The organism is Salinispirillum marinum (assembly GCF_042650105.1).
Lineage (GTDB): Bacteria > Pseudomonadota > Gammaproteobacteria > Pseudomonadales > Natronospirillaceae > Salinispirillum > Salinispirillum marinum.
Window position 1 is genome coordinate 1,530,131 of sequence record NZ_JBHSAL010000001.1, and the last position, 19,574, is coordinate 1,549,704.

Consider the following 19,574-nt stretch of genomic DNA (forward strand, 5'->3'; position numbering starts at 1 on the left):
AATACTTCGATCTATCTAGAAACATAGGAGTCATCATGTCTTTAGTGCCCAATCACTCAATGGCCGATGTGCAGGCGCTGCAAGCGGAAAACGCGGCGCATCGTAAAACACACCCGCCACGCATTTTAGTGTTGTACGGCTCGCTGCGAGCGGAGTCCTATAGCCGTAAACTGGCACTCGAAGGCGCTGGCATGCTGAAGCACTTTGGCGCTGAGGTGAAGGTATTTGACCCCACGGGTTTGCCAGTGTTTGACCATGTATCGGTCGACCACCCGAAGGTACAGGAACTGCGCGATGCCGTGCAGTGGTGCGAAGGCATGGTGTGGAGTTCGCCAGAAATGCACGGCAACATCACGGGCGTGTTTAAAAACCAGATTGACTGGATTCCGCTGAGTATGGGAGCTATTCGCCCGACGCAGGGCAAAACCTTAGCAGTAATGCAGGTGAGTGGCGGTTCGCAGTCGTTTAACGCCGTGAATGCGTTGCGCATTTTGGGGCGCTGGATGCGTATGTTCACCATTCCGAACCAGTCTTCTGTCGCAAAAGCCTGGCAGGAGTTTCACCCCGATGGACGTATGAAAGATTCGCCCTACAGAGACCGAGTGGTGGATGTGATCGAGGAGCTGTTTCGGTTTACCCTGTTGTTGCGCGACCAAACGGAAAGCCTGACGTATCGGTTTTCTGAACATAAGAATGAACTCGAATCGTCTGCAGCTTCTGAAATAGTAAACGAAACCGCTGAACTGAAAAGATGCTGCGCCTGATTCATCAGGGTAGCCGGTCAACGGTGCTCGCCAGCCTCGTACTGACACTCACGCTGGTGTCGGACGCGGTACTGTACTTACTGCTGCCACTATTCTTCGACAGCTTCGGCCTCACTGTGTTGTGGGTAGGCATTTTATTGTCTGCCAATCGCTTTGTGCGTTTGTTCGTGAACCCGTGGCTGGTGCCGTGGTTTCAGTATTTTGGTGCCCGTACCGCGCTGCTTCAGGCAGTAGTGTTAGCCAGCGCCGCCAGTTTGAGCTTTGTGTTTCTGTTCAGCCCATGGACGTTGTTGTTCGCGCGTTTACTCTGGGGTTGTGCCTACGCCCTGATGCGCTTGGCCTGCTTGCATTACGCCACGGAAGAGCCGGAGCGGCGGATGATCAACCTCGGCTGGTACACCAGCATTCAAGAGATGGGTCCGTTGTTGGTGATTCTGCTGACGCCTTTATTGGTGGTACACATTTCTGCGCAAGCGGTGCTGCTTCTCGCTTTTGTTCTGTGTTTGCTTGCCCTGATTCCCGCGCTGGCGCTCCCCGTACCGCACACCGATCGTGGCGTTGCCACTGGCGCGCAATGGCCATGGCCGGATGCATGGCATCGCCTCACCTTTCTACTGTGCCTATTGTTCGATGGTGTGTGGACGGTTATTTTAGCGCCGCTGCTGGTTGCCACTGGGTGGTCTATCCCCATGGCACTCACCATCACCTCGGCGTTATTGGTGTCGAAGCGCATTTATAACACCACCTTGGGCCTGCTGACGGTGCGGTTTGATATCTGGCGACATAAACGATTCTGGCTGGTCACCGCGCTCGGCCTGATGCTGGTGGCTTGCAGCTTGATGGGTTTGCATGTGGTGTTGCTGGCCAGTGTGCTGGGTATTTTGGGCCATGGGGCTTTTATGATTCTCGTGCCCAAACTGCTGTCCGACCGAGCGGGTACAGCGCTGGAACGCCAACAAACCCTCAACACCTTCACCTTTTGGCGCGACTTAGCCGCCGCCGTGGGCGCGCTGCTCGCCAGTGCTTTGATCGCATGGCAAAGCGCAGCGGAGTTTTATGGGATGGGTGGAATAGTCTTGCTGGGCTTACTAATTGCGCTCTATTACGGCGAACGCCACCGCTCTTCCACTTCTCCCCATAGCACTGAGTAGTTGCTGCTTTTGTTCTTACTAACTGATGAGCTATCGCGTGGGCGTAGGGGTGTGCCTCAAGGCGCGCCTTCCGGCCTGCCGTGAAGCGCCGGAGGCACACCCCGAAAGCCCTCGCAGAGCTCCAAACGTGGTAGCGCTCTATGCTCGCAACTTCTCTAACCGAATACGCGTAATCTTCGCCTGCTCCGTTGCCGCAATCCGCAGCTCGGTTTTACGGTCATTGGGCAAACGCTGCTCCAACAACGACAGCATTTCCGCCGCACTTTTGCCGGTGGCACAGACAATGAAAATAAAGCCGAACTTATGATGGTACGCTTTATTGCCAGCGGCCAAGCCTTGCAAAGTCGCTTCGTCGGCGCTGTCCACACCCGACTGCTCGCCCGCCGCCAACGCCTTCGTGCTGGCGTATTTTTCGCGCAAGGTCGAAACGTCACCAATCTGTGGGTGGCCATGGAAGGCATCTAACCAATCTTCGTCGGTCATTTCTTCTTCCAATTCTGTCGCGGTCGACAACAATTCGGCCCAATTCTCAAACGGACGCGCCCGCGACATGCCTTTTACCCAGTAAGGTGACGCACAGCAACCTTCAAACACCCGCTGGGCTTCGGTGCTGGTCAGTTGGTTGAGGTCGTCTAACGTCATGGTGTTGGCATCCTGTGCACATCTAAATTGTCTTCATTGTGCACGGTCTCACCCGTGGAATGCAAAAGCTCTTTTAATGCAGATTTCGCTAAGCCCCGCCATGCCGTTTTCGGGCGTTCTGTGTGTTCACGGGCGATCAGTTCCCCGGCAATGGACACCGCTACTTCCATGGGTAATTTACCCGGTACATTGGGCAGCCCAATAGGACAGTTGACGCGAGCCCAATGGTCATCACCCATACCGAGCTCATTCAGCCTATGCTTGAAACGCCGAGCTTTGGTGGCGGAACCGATGACCCCAATGCTGCGCACATCGGCGCGCTGCAAGGCCGCTACCATCAGCTGAAAATCCAGTTCATGATTGTGCGTCATAATCACCACATCGACTCCGACGGGTAAGCGCGCCACCCAACTTATCGGGTCTTGTGCGGGTAAGGCTTTAACGTTGGAAGGTCGTTCAACAGGAAATAAATCCGCCCGGGCATCTACCCAGTGTACTTGGCAGGGTAGACCGCCCAGTATGGGCACCAGCGCATGCGCCACATGGCCCGCACCAAATAGACCGATCTGAAACGCCGTAGCGGGAAACGATTCAAGCAACACACTGACCGCACCGCCACAACATTGGCCAAGTTGCGAACCAAGCGCGAACTTTTCAATGCGATAACCGGTTTGGCCCCGAGTTATGTCTTCACGCGCCACGTGAATAATTTCCCACTCCAAGGTGCCGCCTCCGAGCGTATCGAACTGGGCGCTCGCGGTAATCACCATCTTGGCATCAACATCACGTGGCGTTGAGCCGCCTGCAGACAATACTGTCGCCAGAACAAAGGCCTCACCGCGTACTTTGCAATCATGTAAGGCTTGGTGCCAAGGAATGGATGGGCGCATAGGAAATCCTCGTTTGCTGTGTCTCTATCATAGTGCATCGAGCAGGACTTGCCAAAGAAGCTGACCATGTGGTCATATAGTGTGTCGTCTTTATCAATCATGGCCGACCCGGAAAACCCATATTTCTCCGGTGAGTTCAATAAGTTTCCGCAAATATCAGCTATAACTCGAGTGTATGGCCCATAGGTCGCCAAGGCCGGGCAGATACATTACGATGTTCAGCATGAGCTGTGGTGGCCCGTTGCACGTCTTCGGCTTTTCCATTCAGGTAGGCATAACATGACCGCAAGCGTTTCAACATCTGCATATTCCCATTTTGTGAACCTGGCCGATGCTCGGCTGGGCACCAAAGCTATTTATGTCACCGACGATTGGTTTGCCTCGGTAGACCGCATGTTGCAGCCCGAACCACCGGTGTGGAAGGACGGCGTGTACGACGATAACGGCAAATGGATGGACGGTTGGGAGTCGCGCCGCAAGCGTTTCGAAGGCTATGACTATGCCGTGCTGGCGTTGGGCGTACCGGGCGTGATTAAAGGTGTCGACATCGATACGAGCTTTTTTACCGGAAATTACCCTCCGTCGGCCTCGTTGGAAGCCTGTTTCTGTGCGGATGGCGATCCGCATGAAAAGACTGTGTGGACGGAAATAGTGTCCTCGGTGAACCTACAAGGCAATAGCCACAATGAATTTCCGGTGTCGGATGATCGGCCTTGGACGCATCTGCGTCTGAACATCTACCCCGATGGTGGCGTAGCGCGTTTACGTGTTTATGGCATTCCGTTCCGTGATTGGTCAGCGCAAGACCCGGAAGAACGCCTAGACCTAGCTGCCGCGCTGAACGGTGGTCGTGCCTTGGCCTGTTCCGACCAACACTATGGCCACATGAGCAACATCTTGAACCCCGGTCGTGGGGTCAATATGGGCGATGGTTGGGAAACGGCCCGGCGGCGCACACCCGGTAACGACTGGGTGATTCTGGCGCTCGGCCACCCCGGTATTATAGAAGAAGTGTTGGTGGATACCCTGCACTTCAAAGGCAATTATCCTGACAGCTGTTCTATTCAAGCGGCCTTCGTGAAAGGCGGGACCGACAGCCAGATAGAAACGCAAAGCCTGTTTTGGCGCGAACTGCTGCCGAACCGAAAATTGGACATGCACCGTGAACACCACTTCTCGGAAGACATCGTCAACATTGGTCCGGTAACGCATGTGCGGCTCAATATTTTTCCCGATGGTGGTGTGAGTCGGCTACGCTTGTTTGGAAAGATTGCCCAAAAGGCTCAGTTATGAACATCGTCCTGAAACCTGAATACCTGACTCAAGAAGCCTTTGCGCCGTTTGGTGATGTGATCGAAACCGAAGGGCGTGATTCCTTCCCAATCAATTATGGCAGTACTCAGCGCTTTCATCGGCTGGCCGAGGTACAAACCGGCCCGGACGACGGCAAAGCCATCATCAGTGTGTTTCGTGCGACGGCACTAAAGCTGCCTTTGACCATTTCGCTCTTAGAGCGTCACCCGCACGGTAGCCAGGCGTTTATTCCATTATTGAGCAACCCGTTTTTAGTGGTGGTTGCACCGCCCGGTAATGTGCCGGAGCCGGACGCTATAAAAGCCTTTGTTACCAATGGTGCGCAGGGCGTGAACTACCATGCGGGTGTCTGGCATCACCCGGTGATTGCGTTGATGCCGGTTGACGACTTTTTGGTGGTTGACCGTGCGGGCACCTTGCCGAACTGTGACGAACATTTTTTCCCGCCCGATACACACATCGTGCTGGACCCCAGAGCCTGACACTCACCCACGGGTGAATAGACCATAAGAAAAGAGGAAACAGACCATGACCCAGCGAATCCAATGCGCACAATTGCAGGTCGATGCCGCCTTGCATGCTTTCGTTGAGCAAGAAGCCCTATCCGGTACAGGGATTAACGCCGCTGACTTCTGGTCTGCTTTTAGTGCCTTAGCGCACGACTTGGCGCCGGAAAACCGTGCCCTACTGGCCCGCCGTGATGAACTGCAACAGCAGTTAGATGCCTGGCATCGAGCGCACCCCGGCCCAATTCAAGACCCCGCCGCCTATCGCGCCTTTTTAGAAGAGATTGGCTACTTGGTGCCGTCACCCGAAGCCGTTACCGCCACCACGGAAAATGTGGATACGGAGATTACCGAACAGTGCGGCCCGCAGTTGGTTGTACCGGTGATGAATGCCCGCTACGCCTTAAACGCCGCCAACGCGCGTTGGGGAAGTCTGTATGACGCGCTCTACGGCACTGATGCCATCAGTGACGATGACGGTGCAGCACGTAGTGCGGAATACAACCCCGTACGTGGGCAGAAAGTCATTGCCTTTGCGCGGGATTTTCTGGACCAAGCCGCGCCCTTGGCCGAAGGCTCGCACGCCCAAGCCACGCGCTATCACGTCTCGGGTGCGCAATTGTTGGTGACTTTACAAGGTGGCCGCGAAACCGGCCTGAAAAGCGTGCATCAGTTTCGGGGTTATCAGGGCGCACCTGACAACCCGCAAGCAGTATTGCTGAAACACAACGGCCTGCATTTTGAAATTCAATTCGACCGTGAACACCCCATCGGTAAAACGGATTTGGCGGGCGTGAAGGATGTTTTGATGGAAGCAGCGCTGTCCACCATCATGGACTGCGAAGACTCCGTGGCCGCCGTAGATGCCACCGACAAAGTGGTGATTTATCGCAACTGGCTGGGTCTGATGAAAGGTGATCTGACCGAGACGTTGGAGAAAAACGGCAAAACCATGACCCGCCGTTTGAACGCCGACCGCGATTACCGCGTGGCGGACGGTTCCTCGCTGCGCTTGCATGGCCGCTCGTTATTGTTTGTGCGCAACGTTGGCCACCTCATGACCAACCCGGCCATCTTGTTGGCCGATGGCAGCGAAATTCCCGAAGGCATTATGGATGCCATGGTCACCAGCCTGATCGCCATGCACGACTTAAAACGGCGCGGGAATTCCCGCACCGGCAGTGTGTATATTGTGAAGCCCAAGATGCATGGCCCGGAAGAAGTGGCCTTTGCCAGCACCCTGTTTGCGCGCGTAGAAGATGCGTTGGGCTTGGCCCGTGATACATTGAAAATGGGCATTATGGACGAAGAACGCCGCACCTCAGTGAACTTACGCGCCTGCATCAATGCCGCCGCCTCTCGGGTTGCCTTCATTAACACCGGCTTTCTCGACCGCACCGGCGACGAAATGCACACCGCCATGGAAGCCGGGCCGATGTTGCGCAAAGGCGATATGAAAACCACCGCATGGATTCAATCGTACGAACGCAACAATGTATTGGCCGGGTTGTCATGCGGATTGCGTGGTAAAGCACAAATTGGCAAAGGCATGTGGGCCATGCCGGATTTAATGGCCGCCATGCTGGAGCAAAAAATCGGCCACCCGAAAGCCGGTGCGACCACCGCCTGGGTGCCTTCGCCCACCGCCGCCGTGTTGCACGCCTTGCATTATCATCAGGTGGATGTGCCGGCCATTCAGTTAGATATGGAACGCATTGGTTTCCGCGAAGAGCGGGCGCGCCTTTTGGAAGGCTTGCTCACCGTACCCGTCGCGGCTAGCCCGAACTGGAGCGCGGAAGAAATTCAGCAAGAGCTGGACAACAATGCACAAGGTATTTTGGGCTACGTAGTCCGCTGGATTGATCAAGGCGTGGGTTGCTCGAAAGTGCCCGACATCAATAACATCGGCTTGATGGAAGACCGCGCCACCTTGCGCATTTCCAGCCAGCACATCGCCAATTGGTTGCGCCATGGTGTGGTCAGCGAGGCACAAGTGACGGAAACTCTGCAGCGTATGGCCGCCGTCGTGGATCAACAAAATGCGCATGACCCACTTTATCAACCCATGGCCGGATACTTTGAGACATCAGTTGCCTATCAAGCCGCTGCTGACTTGGTGTTTAAAGGTTGTGCTCAACCGAGTGGATATACCGAACCGTTGCTGCACCAATGGCGGTTGGAAGCCAAGCGTCGGCAAACAGCCTAATGGAGGCCACATAAGATGTCACAACACAACCTTCAAGCCGGGCAGGATTTATTGCCGGACTTGTGTGACGACTTTCCAGAACTCGTTCAGATCGTCCAGCCGATGTTTATGACCTATGGTGGGCGTCCAACGTTCAGCGGTGAAATCGTGACGGTAAAAACTTGCGAAGACAATTCGCGGGTGAAGGAACTGTTGGCAGAACCCGGCCATGGCCGGGTCTTGGTGGTGGATGGTGCTGGTTCGCTGCGCAAAGCCTTGTTGGGGGACATGATAGCCGAGTCGGCGGTGCAGCAAGGCTGGTCAGGTGTTGTGCTGTATGGCGCGGTGCGTGACGTGCATGCGCTGGGTCAGTTGGACCTCGGCGTGCAAGCCTTGGGTGCTTTTCCCGTGCGCACCGCGCGCCAAGGCTTGGGTGAAGTCAATGTGCCGGTGACTTTTGGCGGCGTAACCTTTTCTCCTGGTCAGTTTTTGTACGCTGATCGAAATGGAATTCTGGTGGCTCCGCACGCTTTGCGCTAAACTTCATTAGCGCTTTAGCATGGAAAGGGGAACCGATGAGCCACGCCGTCTCTTACCGCGTGATGATCCTAGAAGATGACCCTTCAATGGCGGAATTGTTGGGCCATGTGGTGCGTCAACTATGGGCTGGTTCACGGGTGTCTACATTTTCTGATGTGCCGAGTGCGCTCAAGCACTGGTATGAACATAAAGCCGACTTGGTGTTGGTGGACTGGACTCTACCGGGCGAAAATGGCACGGCCTTTCTAGACGTTGTACACCGCGAAGCACCGCTTACACGCCGTGTCATGATCAGCGGAAACGTTGATAAGCAAGTGGTTATTGAGGCGCGCAAGGTTGGCGTTGACGGGTTTATCGCCAAGCCGTTTCAAATCCAAGACGTGATGCAGCGCCTAGCGGCCATCATGGCGGTGCCAAAATCATCGCTGACCGGTGATGCACTGCGCGAACCCCTCCCTGATTTTCTTCGACGAGAAATTCAACGTGGTCAGTTTGGTTTACCCGTAACCGGAAAACTTCGCCTGAATGCAGACGGGTCGCAGCATGATCCTGCAGAAACACTGCAACTGTGGCGCCAGCACCCTGCGCCCCTAGCGCGCTTGATCGGAGCGGCCAATACCGGCGCTTATAATCTGGACGGGAGAGCCATAGAAAGCTTCACCGAGGCCGTAAAGTTGCTCGGATTTCAAACCGCGAATACCTTGATTCAGGGTTTGGCGATGCAACCGGGCAGTGATATTCAGCATCCGCTGCTGCAAGACTTAGTGAAAGAATTTCTCAATGACAGCTTGCGCATAGCGGCAATTGCCACGCGGTTGGCGCGCGCTGCAGGTGCACCACCGGATCCTTGTATCAATGCGGCTATGTTGTTCCGCATGGGCGAGTTAGCGTGTTTGCAACTGATCCAGCGTTGGGTTACCGCTGGCGGAGAACCTGAAGAGGCAGAGTGTCGTCATGAACTCGCCAAACATGCGCCGGAAGTGGGTAATCTACTGAAAATGCAGTGGCGGTTACCGCTCAATCTTCGGGTGCGTGTCGGAGCCATGTACAGCTTACAACCCGGCACGGTAAAAGTAGACCGTATTATCATGCGCATCGCCGGATTGGTGCTCAGCCAAGGCGAGCGTAAGGAAATTCGTCGGCTGTTAGGGCGAATCGGATTTGACGGTGACCAAATCAATGCTTTTATGGACGAATGGTATCCGCCTGCCATGCGGGCTTAAAACGTATTGCGCCTGCCTGTTGTCACATTTTTGCAAGTATTTGCCAGTAATCTCCTGAGCGTCCGGTCAAGAGCCGTTTAGTCTTGGAGATCATCTATGTTGTCGAACTTCCGAATCAGTACGCGTGTGTTATGGCTGGGCCTAATCCCCCTGTTTTGTGTCTTGGGCGTTCTGCTCGCCTCTTTTGTTGTGGTGAACCAGAAAGATACCTATTTCGACCGGCTGTATGATGATCATCTCGTCTTCCTAACAGACATCATGGCGGTACAGCGCAAAGTACAACAAGAAGGGGTATTTCATCTTCGGCAATACCGCACGGGCTGGGCCACCATGGCATCCACTGAAGAGCGCATGGCGGTGTTGTTAGAAGAAACGCAACAGCATTGGGCATCATTCATCGCGTTGCGCCCAACCACGGCAGACTACGCCGAACTGGATGATGCTTATGCGAAAGCGCTTGCACAATATGAACGCTGGTTAACCCCCGCGGGTACGGATGCTCTAGAAATCCGGATTTTGAACGAGTCTACGGTAACTCAGCAGACCGATGCGGTCATTAATGGTTTTGCGCAAACCATTGATGCTTTTATTGTGCAGCAACTAGCCGCAGCGACGGAGGTAAAAGCCGGAGCTGAAGCATTGACGCAACAAGTGCTGGCTGTTTACCTGTTCGGTGGCTCGGCCGTAGTGTTGATCATCAGCGCTCTTATCTATGCTATTCAACGTTCTGTTATCCGGCCTCTACGCGCCCTGCGTGACCTGTTGCTGCAGATGGAAAGCACGTCGGATTTGCGCTTACGTATGCAAATTAAGGGGCGCAACGAATTTGTGGAAGCCGCCCAAGCATTCAATCATTTGATTACACACTTGCAGGACACCATTGCGGAGTTGGCGCAATCGGCCACCTCACAGCAGGGCGAATCGGATGAGTTGAATGCGTTGTCGCAACAGGTCAGTGGTGGTACGACACGACAGGCGAATCAAATTGATCAAATCGCCACGGCGGTCGAGCAAATGAGTACGGCGATACAGCGCGTGGCGGAAGAAGCGGCTAAGGCCGCAGAGCGTAGCCAAGCGACCGGTAGGGCTTGCCAGGAAGGTGAAGCGACGGCACAACAAACCATGCGTGATATTGAAAGCTTGTCGGCCATGCTGGAGCAGACCAACCATGAAGTCGGCTTGTTGCAGCAAGATGCTCAGAAGATCGGCCAAGTGCTCACCGTAATTCGTAGCATTTCAGAACAAACCAATCTTTTGGCATTGAATGCAGCCATAGAAGCAGCAAGGGCAGGAGATGCCGGCCGTGGTTTTGCAGTGGTAGCGGACCAAGTGCGTGCGCTATCGGCTGAAACCCATGCCGCAACGGATTCTATAAAAGTATTGACACAGGGGTTGCAGTCACAAGCGGATACGGTGGCACAGGCTATGACCGAAGGTCAGGTCAAATCACAGCACTGCGTGCAGTTGGCCCGCCACAGTGAACAAGCCTTTGCGCGTATTGCCGCAGAGATGCAAGAGGTGGTTCAAGCGTCACAGCATATTTCAGAGGCTACGCACGAACAACATGATGTGGCGGCCAGTATTACCGAGAATGTGCATCGCTTAAGTGATGATGTCACGGAAGTGTCACGCATTGCAGTGCGCTCGGCTACAGGGAGTCAAACAGTGCGCCATAAGGCTACATCTATGGTCGCAGCGGTGCAGGTTTTTGCTGCCTGATTGCGCAAGAGCGATGATTACATTTTGTTACAAAATTGGCGATACCCATCAACCTCTGTCACATCTGTGTCATAAACCTTGGGCACACTAGGCGGCGTTGGAAGACAACACATTCAATAAGAGGCTTTAGAGATGAAACTTAACCAATTGACCAAAGTAGCGTTTACCGCTGCTGCTGCCCTCACGTTGGCGGCTTCTGTACAAGCGCGTGACGTAATTCAAATTGCCGGTTCTTCAACCGTGTTGCCTTTCGCGTCTATTGCTGCGGAAGAGTTCGGCAACAATTTTGCTCGCTTCCCGACACCGGTTGTTGGTTCTGGTGGTTCTTCTGGCGGTCTGCGTCAGTTCTGCCAAGGCGTCGGTGAAAACACCATCGATATCGCCAACGCTTCACGTCAAATTCGCCCGGGCGAAGTTGAAGCCTGTAAAGCGGCTGGCGTTAGCAGCATCATTGAAGTACGAATCGGCTATGACGGTATCGTCTTTGCTTCGCGCATCGACGCGAACGACTTCGCATTAGAGCCACGCCATGTATTTCTGGCACAAGCAGCTCAAGTGCCGCAAAACGGCCGCATGGTAGCCAACCCTTACACGCGCTGGAACCAAATTGACCCTGCTTTGCCAAACCAAGAAATCACCTTGGCAATTCCTGCGTCAAACCATGGTACGCGTGAAGTGTATGAAGAGCGTGTAATTCTGGATGGCTGTGAAACGTTCCCAGAAGTGCAGGCGATGGATGACTCCGATGATTTCTGCTTGGCGATGCGTACTGACGGTCGTGTGATTGAAATCGCCGGTGACTACACCGAAACTCTGGCGCGTTTGGATGCCAACCGTGATGCGATCGGTGTGTTCGGTTTGAGCTTCTATGAAAGCAACCGTGACCGCATCAAAGTAGCTACCGTATCCGGTGTCACACCTTCCGTAGATACTATTTTGGATGGCGAATATCCTGTATCACGTCCTCTGTTCTTCTACGTAAAAGGCGATCATATCGGTGTGATTCCTGGTCTGGAAGAGTACGCGAGCTTCTTTATCTCTGAAGGCAATGCCGGTTTTGGTAGCCCGCTGGAAGCTGCTGGCTTGATTCCACTGGCTGATGACGAGCGCGAAACCATTCTGCGTAACATCCGTAACCGCACGTCTCTGTAACAAACAGGGGGCAATGTGGTAAAAAGGCTGCTTCGGCAGCCTTTTTAGTTTGTAACAATATTGTCATATTGGCTTGATAGGCTAGCTGCGTTCGTACGGTTACCCTAGCCGACTAAGGGTTAATGGAGCTTGCATGAGTAATATTTCTTTAATGGTGTTGTTGCTGGTGGTGATGGCGATTGCCTATCAGGCTGGTATGGTGCGTAGCCGTAAAGTAGGGCAAGCAGCGTCCGTTCGTATGCACTCTCGCTCACATCATTACGGAATGTATGTGGGTCTTTGGGCCGTAGTGCCGGCCTTTCTGGTTTTTGTTTTCTGGCGATGGTTATCTCCATCCCTGATTGAGCAGATGGTGTTGGCGGAGATTCAGCAATTCCTGGCTCCGGACGCACAAATAAATGCCGTGTTGCGCCGCATCAGTAACTTGGCATCTGAATTCAGCTCGTCCGCAGATGCTGAAGCGTGGGAGGTCCAAGCGGCGGCCTACCTAAAAAATCTGCAGCAACTCAGCAACACCTTGATGGTTGCACTGATGGCGGCGTTGGCTGCACTCGGTATTGCGTACAGCTACCGTTCTATTTCACCGTTGCAGCGGGCGCGCAACAAGATCGAGCAGTTTGTGCAGGTGGTGCTTGCGCTGAGTTCAGCCGTTGCGATCCTGACGACCATTGGCATTGTCATGTCCATGGTTGGCGAGACATTAAACTTCTTCAGTTTCATACGTCCTGTCGATTTCTTTTTCGGAACGACATGGAACCCGCGGTTCAGCACCACAGGCTCGGAGGGGCAAGGCGCTTTCGGGCTGTTGCCACTGTTGGGTGGTACGATGTTAATTGCGGGCATTGCCCTGTTGGTGGCCATACCACTCGGGTTGCTGGCCGCCATTTATCTTGCGGAATACGCCTCGCCGCGCCTGCGCAATATTGCCAAACCTATTATCGAGGTGTTGGCGGGTATTCCGACCATTGTGTATGGCTTCTTTGCCCTGGTGACGGTGGGACCGTTTTTATCTGAGTTTGGTGAACTGCTAGGCTTAGACATTCGCGCTACTTCGGCACTGACGGCCGGTGTGGTCATGGGTATCATGATCATCCCCTTTATCTCGTCGCTGTCGGACGACATCATCACTCAGGTACCCAAGTCACTGCGTGATGGCTCGCTTGGCTTAGGTTCCACCAAGTCTGAAACCATCCGTAAAGTGGTACTGCCAGCGGCCTTGCCCGGCATCGTGGGCGCGATTCTGTTGGCGGGTAGTCGCGCCATCGGTGAAACCATGATTGTGGTATTAGCAGCGGGAAATAGCCCGGTACTGACGGCTAATCCCTTCGATGCAGTCTCTACCGTGACGGTAACCATCGTGAATCAGTTGACGGGCGATAATGACTTCTCCAGCCCGCAATCACTGGTCGCCTTTGCGCTGGGGTTGACCCTCTTTGTGATCACCTTGCTGCTTAATGTGGTGGCCTTGATGATCGTTCGCAAATACCGGGAACAATACGAGTAATTTATGACCAATACATTCATTGATAACGACAGTCCGCGGATCGAGCCTCAAGATCAAGAACTGGTGCGCAGTCGTGTTGCGGCGTCATTACAGCGTCGCCACCGCCAGGAAAAAGTCTTTAAGTCGATTGGGTTGATTGCCGTGCTGATCAGCTTGATGCTGGTGGGCTTGTTGTTCGTTAATATATTTTCGAAAGGGCTCCCGGCGTTTTTTCAAACGAGCATCACGGTTGACGTATATTTTGACCCGGAGATCATTGATATCAGTCCAAAGCCAGTGCGTGAAGACGGTGAGGCCACGGCAGATTTTCGTGATCGTATGCTGGATTGGGAAACTGAAGTCGGCATGGCGAACTTCAGTCGCGTTCTTACCAATGCTTTAACGCCGGTTTTACCAGGTTCGGAGCAACGCTCCAATCAACGTCACGTGTTGCGTATGGTGACCTCAGGTGAGCGTTTCGCTTTACGTCAGATGGTTATTGATGACCCCAGCATTATCGGTCAAACGCAGCGCTTGAACCTTTTGACAGACGCGAATATTGATGTCTGGTTAAAAGGCAACATAGACCGTTCATTGCCTGACTCGCAACAGCAATTGCACCCCGTCGTGCGTGCATGGGCCGATGAGCTTTATGCCAGCGGCGTGATTAAAAACCGTTTCAGTTGGGCGTTGTTTATGAACGCTGATTCACGCAGTTCGTTGGCGTCGGCCGGTCTAGCGGGAGCTTTCATGGGCTCTTTGTACATGATGCTGATTGTTATCGTATTGGCGGTGCCGATGGGCGTTGCAGCGGCGATTTATTTGGAAGAGTTTGCGCCGAGAAATCGCATCACAGATCTGATTGAAGTCAACATCAATAACCTGGCTGCAGTGCCATCGATTGTGTTTGGTTTGTTGGGTGCTGCGGTGTTCATCGGATGGTTCAATCTGCCCATCTCGGCACCGGTTGTGGGTGGTTTGGTGTTGTCGCTGATGACCTTGCCAACGGTGATCATTGCAACCCGTTCAACGTTGAAAGCCATTCCTCCATCTATTCGGCAGGCTGCGTTGGGGCTGGGTGCCTCAAAAGTACAAACGGTGTTTCACCATGTACTACCGTTAGCGATACCCGGCATTCTCACGGCCTCAATTCTAGGTGTAGCGCAGGCGTTGGGTGAAGCGGCCCCGTTATTGTTGATTGGCATGAAGTCATTTGTGGCCGCTGTGCCATCCTCTCCCTTTGAGCAATCAACCGCATTGCCGGTACAGATCTTTCTTTGGCAAGGCAATGAGCTGCGTAACTTCTTTGAAGCGAGAACGTCTGCCGCGATCATTGTTTTGTTGTGCTTGATGATCACGCTGAATGGCACAGCCATTTGGTTGCGCAAAAAATTCGAAACACGGTGGTAAATACTATGTTTGATCTGGACAATAGCCGTACACAAACGAATACGCAAAGCGGAGTAGGTGCAACCATGTCGACCCCACAGGCCAATACGGCTGAGCGCGAATTGACGCTGAAGGCTGAAAACGTCAAGGTTTTTTATGGCGAAACTGAGGCCGTTAAAGGCATCGATATGGACGTCTACAAAAATGAAGTTGTGGCTTTTATCGGACCTTCCGGTTGCGGTAAGTCGACCTTTCTGCGTTGCTTCAATCGCATGAATGACACCATTGATGGTTGCCGAGTAACCGGCAAAATCGCCTTGGACGGAAAGGATATTCATGATGCATCGCTCGACGTGGTGCAGTTGCGTGCGCAAGTTGGCATGGTGTTTCAAAAGCCCAATCCATTTCCAAAGTCCATTTATGAAAATATCGCTTATGGGCCTCGTTTGCATGGGCTGGCAACGCGTAAGGCCGAGCTGGACCACATTGTTGAATCCAGTCTGCGTCGAGCCGGGTTATGGGAAGAAGTAAAAGACCGGCTGGATCAGCCGGGTACCGGGTTATCCGGTGGTCAGCAGCAGCGTTTGTGCATTGCTCGTACCATTGCCGTAAGTCCGGAAGTGATTCTAATGGATGAGCCCTGTTCGGCGCTGGATCCCATTGCCACGTATATCGTGGAAGAGTTGATTGCGGAGCTGAAGAATAATTTCACCATCGTGATGGTGACGCACAACATGCAACAGGCGGCGCGGGTGTCCGACCGCACGGCCTTCTTCCACTTAGGCGAGTTGATCGAATTTGCGGTGACCGACGACTTGTTCACCAACCCGCAGCAAAAACGTACCGAAGACTACATTTCAGGTCGTTATGGTTGATTAACGGGCGTTATCGGCATGATTGACTTTGAACGCCACGAGGAGAAGCGCAATGGATAAAATGAATTTAGATAGACACATTTCGTCGCAGTTTAATGATGAGCTTGAAAGCGTACGCAGCCAGTTGATGGAAATGGGTGGCTTGGTGGAAATGCAAGTGCGCGATGCCTTGCAAGCGGCGGTTAATTCGGATTCAGCGCTGGCCAGTAAGGTCTTAACCTCCGATGTTAAAATCAATAATCTGGAAATGACGATTGATGCTGAGGTAACGCGTATCATCGCCAAGCGTCAACCAACAGCCGGTGATTTGCGTTTGATGCTGGTGGCGATGAAAGCGATTGGTGACTTGGAACGTATCGGGGACGAAGCACAGCGTATCGCGCGTGTTGCGCTGGAGTCGTTCAGTAATTCGCAGCAGCAGGACTTACTGGGTAACGTTGATAACCTGGGCAAGCATGTGTTGAGTGTGTTGACGGACTCATTGGATGCTTTGGCCCGCATGGATATGGAAGCTGCGGTGCGGATTCACCAAGAAGACAAAAAGATTGATCGTGAATATGAAGCATTGTTGCGTCTTTTGATGACTTACATGATGGAAGATTCGCGTTCTATCCCTAAAATACTGAATGTCATGTGGGCGGTGCGTTCCTTAGAGCGAATTGGTGATCGTTGCCAGAATTTGTTGGAATACATTATGTACATGGTCAAGGGTAAGGATATGCGGCACACTGACCCGGACACCATTGAGGAAAAATTGCACGCCAAGAAATAGAGCATCACACCTTAGCCCGGCAATCGCCGGGTTTTTTTATGTGTTGTTAAAAAACACATATGCCTTGTCATATATATGTCATAACGCATATGTATAGTTTCCCTCATGAAAGACATCATTGATCCTATTGAATGGCATCGTTGCCTGGCCGACGAAACGCGCTTCCAATTGCTACTGTTGCTGTATTGGTCGAAAGAGTTGTGCGTGTGCGACTTCACTGAATTAGTTGAGCAAGTTCAGCCGAAAGTTTCACGGCATCTTGCTCTATTGCGGGAGCGCGGTGTGGTCAACGACCGTAGGCAAGGGCGTTGGGTCTACTACCGTTTAGCGGATGAACTGCCAGCTTGGGCTTGGGGTGTTCTGGTTGCGTCAGCGCAGGCTAGGCCCGATTTGGAGCGGAGACTGATAGAGCGCGAGAACACATTAACCGGAACAATTCGTTGTATTTGAAAACTGAAGGTGGCACATGACGATTAAAATAGGCATTAACGGATTTGGGCGCATAGGCCGTTTGGCGATGCGAGCGGCGTGGGATTGGGCAGACGTTGAATTCGTGCAGATCAACGACCCGGCTGGCGATGCCGCTACCCTAGCGCATTTGCTGAATTTTGATTCTGTGCATGGCCGCTGGGCGCATGAAGCCGTTACCGAGGGCGAACGCATTCGGGTGGGTAATCAACTTATCGCTGTTTCCCACAATAAAGCCATTGCGGATACCGATTGGTCGGGTTGCGATGTGGTGCTGGAATGTTCAGGTGTGATGAAGAAAACCGCTCTCTTGCAGGCCTATCTTGATCAAGGCGTTAAGCGCGTGGTGGTTAGTGCACCAGTTAAAGAGCCGGGTGTATTGAATGTGGTGATGGGTGTTAATGACCATCTGTATAACCCCGCCGAGCACCGTATTGTTACGGCCGCGTCGTGCACCACCAATTGCTTGGCGCCGGTGGTTAAAGTTATTCATGAGCAGATCGGCATTCGCCATGGCAGCATGACGACCATCCATAACATTACCAATACACAAACCATTATTGACGCGCCACATAAGGATTTGCGGCGTGCACGGTCGTGTGGCACCAGTTTGATTCCAACCACGACGGGATCTGCTACGGCCATAACTGAGATTTTTCCAGAACTCAAAGGGCGCTTGAACGGCCATGCGGTTCGCGTTCCGCTGACCAATGCTTCTATCACTGACTGCGTATTTGAAGTCAGCCGGGTTACAACAGCGGAAGAAGTAAATGCGCTGCTAAAAGCTGCCGCCGAAGGTGAACTGAAAGGTATTCTGGGTTACGAAGAGCGTCCACTGGTGAGTATTGATTACAAAACTGACCCGCGTTCGTCGATCATTGATGCCTTGTCGACCATGGTGATTAACGAAACCCAAGTTAAAATCTACGCGTGGTACGACAACGAATGGGGTTACGCTAACCGGACGGCTGAGTTGGCGTTGAAGGTTGGTTTGTCCTAGTCATAGCACTCAAAGCTCAGCGATAGAATTTCGTCAATCTCGACTCCGCACGCCAACCTTGTCCTGTAGACATAGAGAGCTGGAATATGACTCCCGCCATAAAGCAATACGCCATTATCACTGGTAATTACTGGGCGTTTACGCTGACCGACGGCGCACTCCGCATGTTGGTGGTGTTGCATTTCTATGCCCTAGGCTACAGCCCGCTGGCGATTGCCATGCTCTTTCTGTTTTATGAATTCTTTGGCGTAGTGACCAACTTGGTCGGTGGCTGGCTAGGGGCGCGTATTGGCTTAAACCGTACCATGAACATTGGGTTGGTGCTGCAAGTGCTGGCCTTGCTTATGCTAGCGGTGCCTGCCGAATGGCTGACGGTATTGTGGGTGATGATTGCGCAAGCCTTGTCAGGCATAGCCAAAGACCTCAACAAGATGAGCGCGAAAAGCAGTATCAAGATGCTGGTGCCGAAAGACGCTCAAGGCAGCCTGTATAAGTGGATCGCTATTTTGACCGGCTCCAAGAACACCTTAAAAGGCGTGGGTTTCTTTTTGGGCGCGGGACTGTTGGCTGTTATAGGTTTTAGGGGTGCTGTGCTGTCGATGGCTGGCGTGCTGGCTGGCGTGGCGCTGCTGAGCTTGTTTGTGTTGCAGGCGGATTTAGGTAAGGCCAAAGGCAAGCCGAAGTTCAAAGAAATGTTCTCGCAAGATGACCGGGTCAACCGGTTGTCTGTTGCACGGGTATTCTTGTTTGGCGCACGCGATATTTGGTTTGTGGTGGCCTTGCCGGTTTATATGTCGGCGCAATTAGGTTGGCCATCGTGGTGGGTCGGCGCGTTCATGGCGGCTTGGGTAATGGGTTATGGTGTGGTGCAAGGGTTTGCGCCTAAATTAACCCGTCTCGGACAGCGCGGCCAAGTGCCCGCGGGGTCGGCCGCTTTCGGTTGGGCCTTAATATTGGCTGCAACACCGCTAGCGATTGGTTTGCTAATGGGTGTGCAGGATTGGGCTGAGCCTGTATTGGTTATCGGGCTGCTGGGTTTTGGTGTGTTGTTCGCGGTAAATTCATCGTTACACAGCTTCTTAATAGTGGCCTACGCCAAAGAGGATGGGGTTTCGATGGATGTTGGCTTCTATTATATGGCAAATGCCGCGGGACGTTTGCTGGGTACAGTTTTGTCAGGTTGGGTCTACCAAGCTTGGGGGTTAGCCGCCTGTCTATTTATTTCCGCGATAGTGATCATGCTTGCCGCGATTGCTGCAAGGCCTTTGCCGCGTCCATAAGTGTATTTCATTTTTATGAAAAAACCCGTTGACACCCTCAAGAATGTCTCTATAATTCGCGCTCCCTGACACGGCCACTCGCCATTAAGGGCGTTGTATTGAAGGTTTGAAGTGAGTTGGCAAAGTTTCGCTAAGTCACTGAAAAACAAAGAAAAAACTTCAAAATAACGATTGACACGGAAGGCTGGCGCTGTATAATGCGCGCCACTGAAACGAAGCAG

General features: G+C 53.0%; 18 protein-coding genes. 16 read left to right on the forward strand and 2 right to left on the reverse strand.

What is annotated here, in order from left to right:
- Positions 1 to 35: 35 nt before the first annotated feature.
- Together arsH and ACFOSD_RS07125 are read left to right on the forward strand one after the other, a co-directional pair.
- Positions 36 to 764 (forward strand): arsenical resistance protein ArsH, encoded by a 729-nt coding sequence (gene arsH, locus ACFOSD_RS07120; protein WP_380692325.1) that lies wholly within the window; start codon positions 36 to 38, stop codon positions 762 to 764.
- The gene (locus tag ACFOSD_RS07125; protein ID WP_380692324.1) at positions 752 to 1,915 is read left to right on the forward strand and encodes an MFS transporter; all 1,164 of its coding nucleotides are present in this window, start codon (positions 752 to 754) and stop codon (positions 1,913 to 1,915) included. The genes arsH and ACFOSD_RS07125 overlap by 13 nt, the downstream gene beginning before the upstream one ends.
- Before the next feature lie 138 nt (positions 1,916 to 2,053).
- Here ACFOSD_RS07125 and uraD read toward each other — a convergent pair whose 3' ends face one another.
- Together uraD and xdhC are read right to left on the reverse strand one after the other, a co-directional pair.
- The gene (gene uraD / locus ACFOSD_RS07130) at positions 2,054 to 2,557 is read right to left on the reverse strand and encodes a 2-oxo-4-hydroxy-4-carboxy-5-ureidoimidazoline decarboxylase (protein ID WP_380692323.1); all 504 of its coding nucleotides are present in this window, start codon (positions 2,555 to 2,557) and stop codon (positions 2,054 to 2,056) included.
- Complete coding sequence (gene xdhC, locus ACFOSD_RS07135) at positions 2,554 to 3,447, reverse strand: xanthine dehydrogenase accessory protein XdhC (protein ID WP_380692322.1); 894 nt, start codon at positions 3,445 to 3,447, stop codon at positions 2,554 to 2,556. Before xdhC ends, uraD begins: the two co-directional genes overlap by 4 nt.
- 279 nt (positions 3,448 to 3,726) lie before the next feature.
- On the opposite strand from xdhC, the gene alc reads away from it, so the two are divergent.
- The 14 genes from alc to arsJ all read left to right on the forward strand — a co-directional run bounded on the left by alc (position 3,727) and on the right by arsJ (position 19,353).
- Positions 3,727 to 4,740 carry an allantoicase gene (gene alc / locus ACFOSD_RS07140; RefSeq protein ID WP_380692320.1) on the forward strand — a complete coding sequence of 338 codons (1,014 nt, stop codon included), beginning with the start codon at positions 3,727 to 3,729 and terminating at the stop codon, positions 4,738 to 4,740.
- Entirely contained in the window at positions 4,737 to 5,243 is a 507-nt protein-coding gene (locus ACFOSD_RS07145) for an ureidoglycolate lyase (protein ID WP_380692319.1), read from the forward strand. The genes alc and ACFOSD_RS07145 overlap by 4 nt, the downstream gene beginning before the upstream one ends.
- 46 nt (positions 5,244 to 5,289) lie before the next feature.
- Entirely contained in the window at positions 5,290 to 7,473 is a 2,184-nt protein-coding gene (locus ACFOSD_RS07150; protein WP_380692318.1) for a malate synthase G, read from the forward strand.
- 15 nt (positions 7,474 to 7,488) lie between these two features.
- Entirely contained in the window at positions 7,489 to 7,992 is a 504-nt protein-coding gene (gene rraA, locus ACFOSD_RS07155) for a ribonuclease E activity regulator RraA (RefSeq protein WP_380692317.1), read from the forward strand.
- A gap of 35 nt (positions 7,993 to 8,027) precedes the next feature.
- Positions 8,028 to 9,215 carry a response regulator gene (locus tag ACFOSD_RS07160; RefSeq protein ID WP_380692316.1) on the forward strand — a complete coding sequence of 396 codons (1,188 nt, stop codon included), beginning with the start codon at positions 8,028 to 8,030 and terminating at the stop codon, positions 9,213 to 9,215.
- Positions 9,216 to 9,311: 96 nt separating this feature from the next.
- On the forward strand, positions 9,312 to 10,934 hold the full coding sequence (locus ACFOSD_RS07165; RefSeq protein WP_380692315.1) for a methyl-accepting chemotaxis protein: 1,623 nt from the start codon (positions 9,312 to 9,314) through the stop codon (positions 10,932 to 10,934).
- 132 nt (positions 10,935 to 11,066) lie between these two features.
- Complete coding sequence (locus ACFOSD_RS07170) at positions 11,067 to 12,086, forward strand: substrate-binding domain-containing protein (protein ID WP_380692314.1); 1,020 nt, start codon at positions 11,067 to 11,069, stop codon at positions 12,084 to 12,086.
- Positions 12,087 to 12,219: 133 nt separating this feature from the next.
- Positions 12,220 to 13,590 (forward strand): phosphate ABC transporter permease subunit PstC, encoded by a 1,371-nt coding sequence (gene pstC, locus ACFOSD_RS07175; protein ID WP_380692313.1) that lies wholly within the window; start codon positions 12,220 to 12,222, stop codon positions 13,588 to 13,590.
- Between the two features lie 3 nt (positions 13,591 to 13,593).
- Positions 13,594 to 14,979 (forward strand): phosphate ABC transporter permease PstA, encoded by a 1,386-nt coding sequence (gene pstA, locus ACFOSD_RS07180; RefSeq protein ID WP_380692312.1) that lies wholly within the window; start codon positions 13,594 to 13,596, stop codon positions 14,977 to 14,979.
- A 65-nt stretch (positions 14,980 to 15,044) separates the two neighbouring features.
- Positions 15,045 to 15,833: a phosphate ABC transporter ATP-binding protein PstB gene (pstB, locus tag ACFOSD_RS07185; RefSeq protein ID WP_380692310.1), complete on the forward strand. Its 789-nt coding sequence runs from the start codon at positions 15,045 to 15,047 to the stop codon at positions 15,831 to 15,833.
- A 52-nt stretch (positions 15,834 to 15,885) separates the two neighbouring features.
- Entirely contained in the window at positions 15,886 to 16,605 is a 720-nt protein-coding gene (phoU, locus tag ACFOSD_RS07190; RefSeq protein ID WP_380692309.1) for a phosphate signaling complex protein PhoU, read from the forward strand.
- 105 nt (positions 16,606 to 16,710) lie between these two features.
- Positions 16,711 to 17,055, forward strand: coding sequence for a metalloregulator ArsR/SmtB family transcription factor (locus ACFOSD_RS07195; RefSeq protein WP_380692308.1), 345 nt, complete (start codon positions 16,711 to 16,713; stop codon positions 17,053 to 17,055).
- Between the two features lie 16 nt (positions 17,056 to 17,071).
- On the forward strand, positions 17,072 to 18,073 hold the full coding sequence (locus ACFOSD_RS07200) for an ArsJ-associated glyceraldehyde-3-phosphate dehydrogenase (RefSeq protein ID WP_380692306.1): 1,002 nt from the start codon (positions 17,072 to 17,074) through the stop codon (positions 18,071 to 18,073).
- Positions 18,074 to 18,159: 86 nt separating this feature from the next.
- The gene (gene arsJ, locus ACFOSD_RS07205) at positions 18,160 to 19,353 is read left to right on the forward strand and encodes an organoarsenical effux MFS transporter ArsJ (protein ID WP_380692305.1); all 1,194 of its coding nucleotides are present in this window, start codon (positions 18,160 to 18,162) and stop codon (positions 19,351 to 19,353) included.
- Positions 19,354 to 19,574: the final 221 nt, after the last annotated feature.

Coding starts and splice junctions, on each gene's coding strand:
- arsH (WP_380692325.1), top strand. CDS start 36: ATGTCTTTAGTGCCCAATCACTCAATGGCCGATGTGCAGGCGCTGCAA.
- ACFOSD_RS07125 (WP_380692324.1), top strand. CDS start 752: ATGCTGCGCCTGATTCATCAGGGTAGCCGGTCAACGGTGCTCGCCAGC.
- uraD (WP_380692323.1), bottom strand. CDS start 2,557: ATGACGTTAGACGACCTCAACCAACTGACCAGCACCGAAGCCCAGCGG.
- xdhC (WP_380692322.1), bottom strand. CDS start 3,447: ATGCGCCCATCCATTCCTTGGCACCAAGCCTTACATGATTGCAAAGTA.
- alc (WP_380692320.1), top strand. CDS start 3,727: ATGACCGCAAGCGTTTCAACATCTGCATATTCCCATTTTGTGAACCTG.
- ACFOSD_RS07145 (WP_380692319.1), top strand. CDS start 4,737: ATGAACATCGTCCTGAAACCTGAATACCTGACTCAAGAAGCCTTTGCG.
- ACFOSD_RS07150 (WP_380692318.1), top strand. CDS start 5,290: ATGACCCAGCGAATCCAATGCGCACAATTGCAGGTCGATGCCGCCTTG.
- rraA (WP_380692317.1), top strand. CDS start 7,489: ATGTCACAACACAACCTTCAAGCCGGGCAGGATTTATTGCCGGACTTG.
- ACFOSD_RS07160 (WP_380692316.1), top strand. CDS start 8,028: ATGAGCCACGCCGTCTCTTACCGCGTGATGATCCTAGAAGATGACCCT.
- ACFOSD_RS07165 (WP_380692315.1), top strand. CDS start 9,312: ATGTTGTCGAACTTCCGAATCAGTACGCGTGTGTTATGGCTGGGCCTA.
- ACFOSD_RS07170 (WP_380692314.1), top strand. CDS start 11,067: ATGAAACTTAACCAATTGACCAAAGTAGCGTTTACCGCTGCTGCTGCC.
- pstC (WP_380692313.1), top strand. CDS start 12,220: ATGAGTAATATTTCTTTAATGGTGTTGTTGCTGGTGGTGATGGCGATT.
- pstA (WP_380692312.1), top strand. CDS start 13,594: ATGACCAATACATTCATTGATAACGACAGTCCGCGGATCGAGCCTCAA.
- pstB (WP_380692310.1), top strand. CDS start 15,045: ATGTCGACCCCACAGGCCAATACGGCTGAGCGCGAATTGACGCTGAAG.
- phoU (WP_380692309.1), top strand. CDS start 15,886: ATGGATAAAATGAATTTAGATAGACACATTTCGTCGCAGTTTAATGAT.
- ACFOSD_RS07195 (WP_380692308.1), top strand. CDS start 16,711: ATGAAAGACATCATTGATCCTATTGAATGGCATCGTTGCCTGGCCGAC.
- ACFOSD_RS07200 (WP_380692306.1), top strand. CDS start 17,072: ATGACGATTAAAATAGGCATTAACGGATTTGGGCGCATAGGCCGTTTG.
- arsJ (WP_380692305.1), top strand. CDS start 18,160: ATGACTCCCGCCATAAAGCAATACGCCATTATCACTGGTAATTACTGG.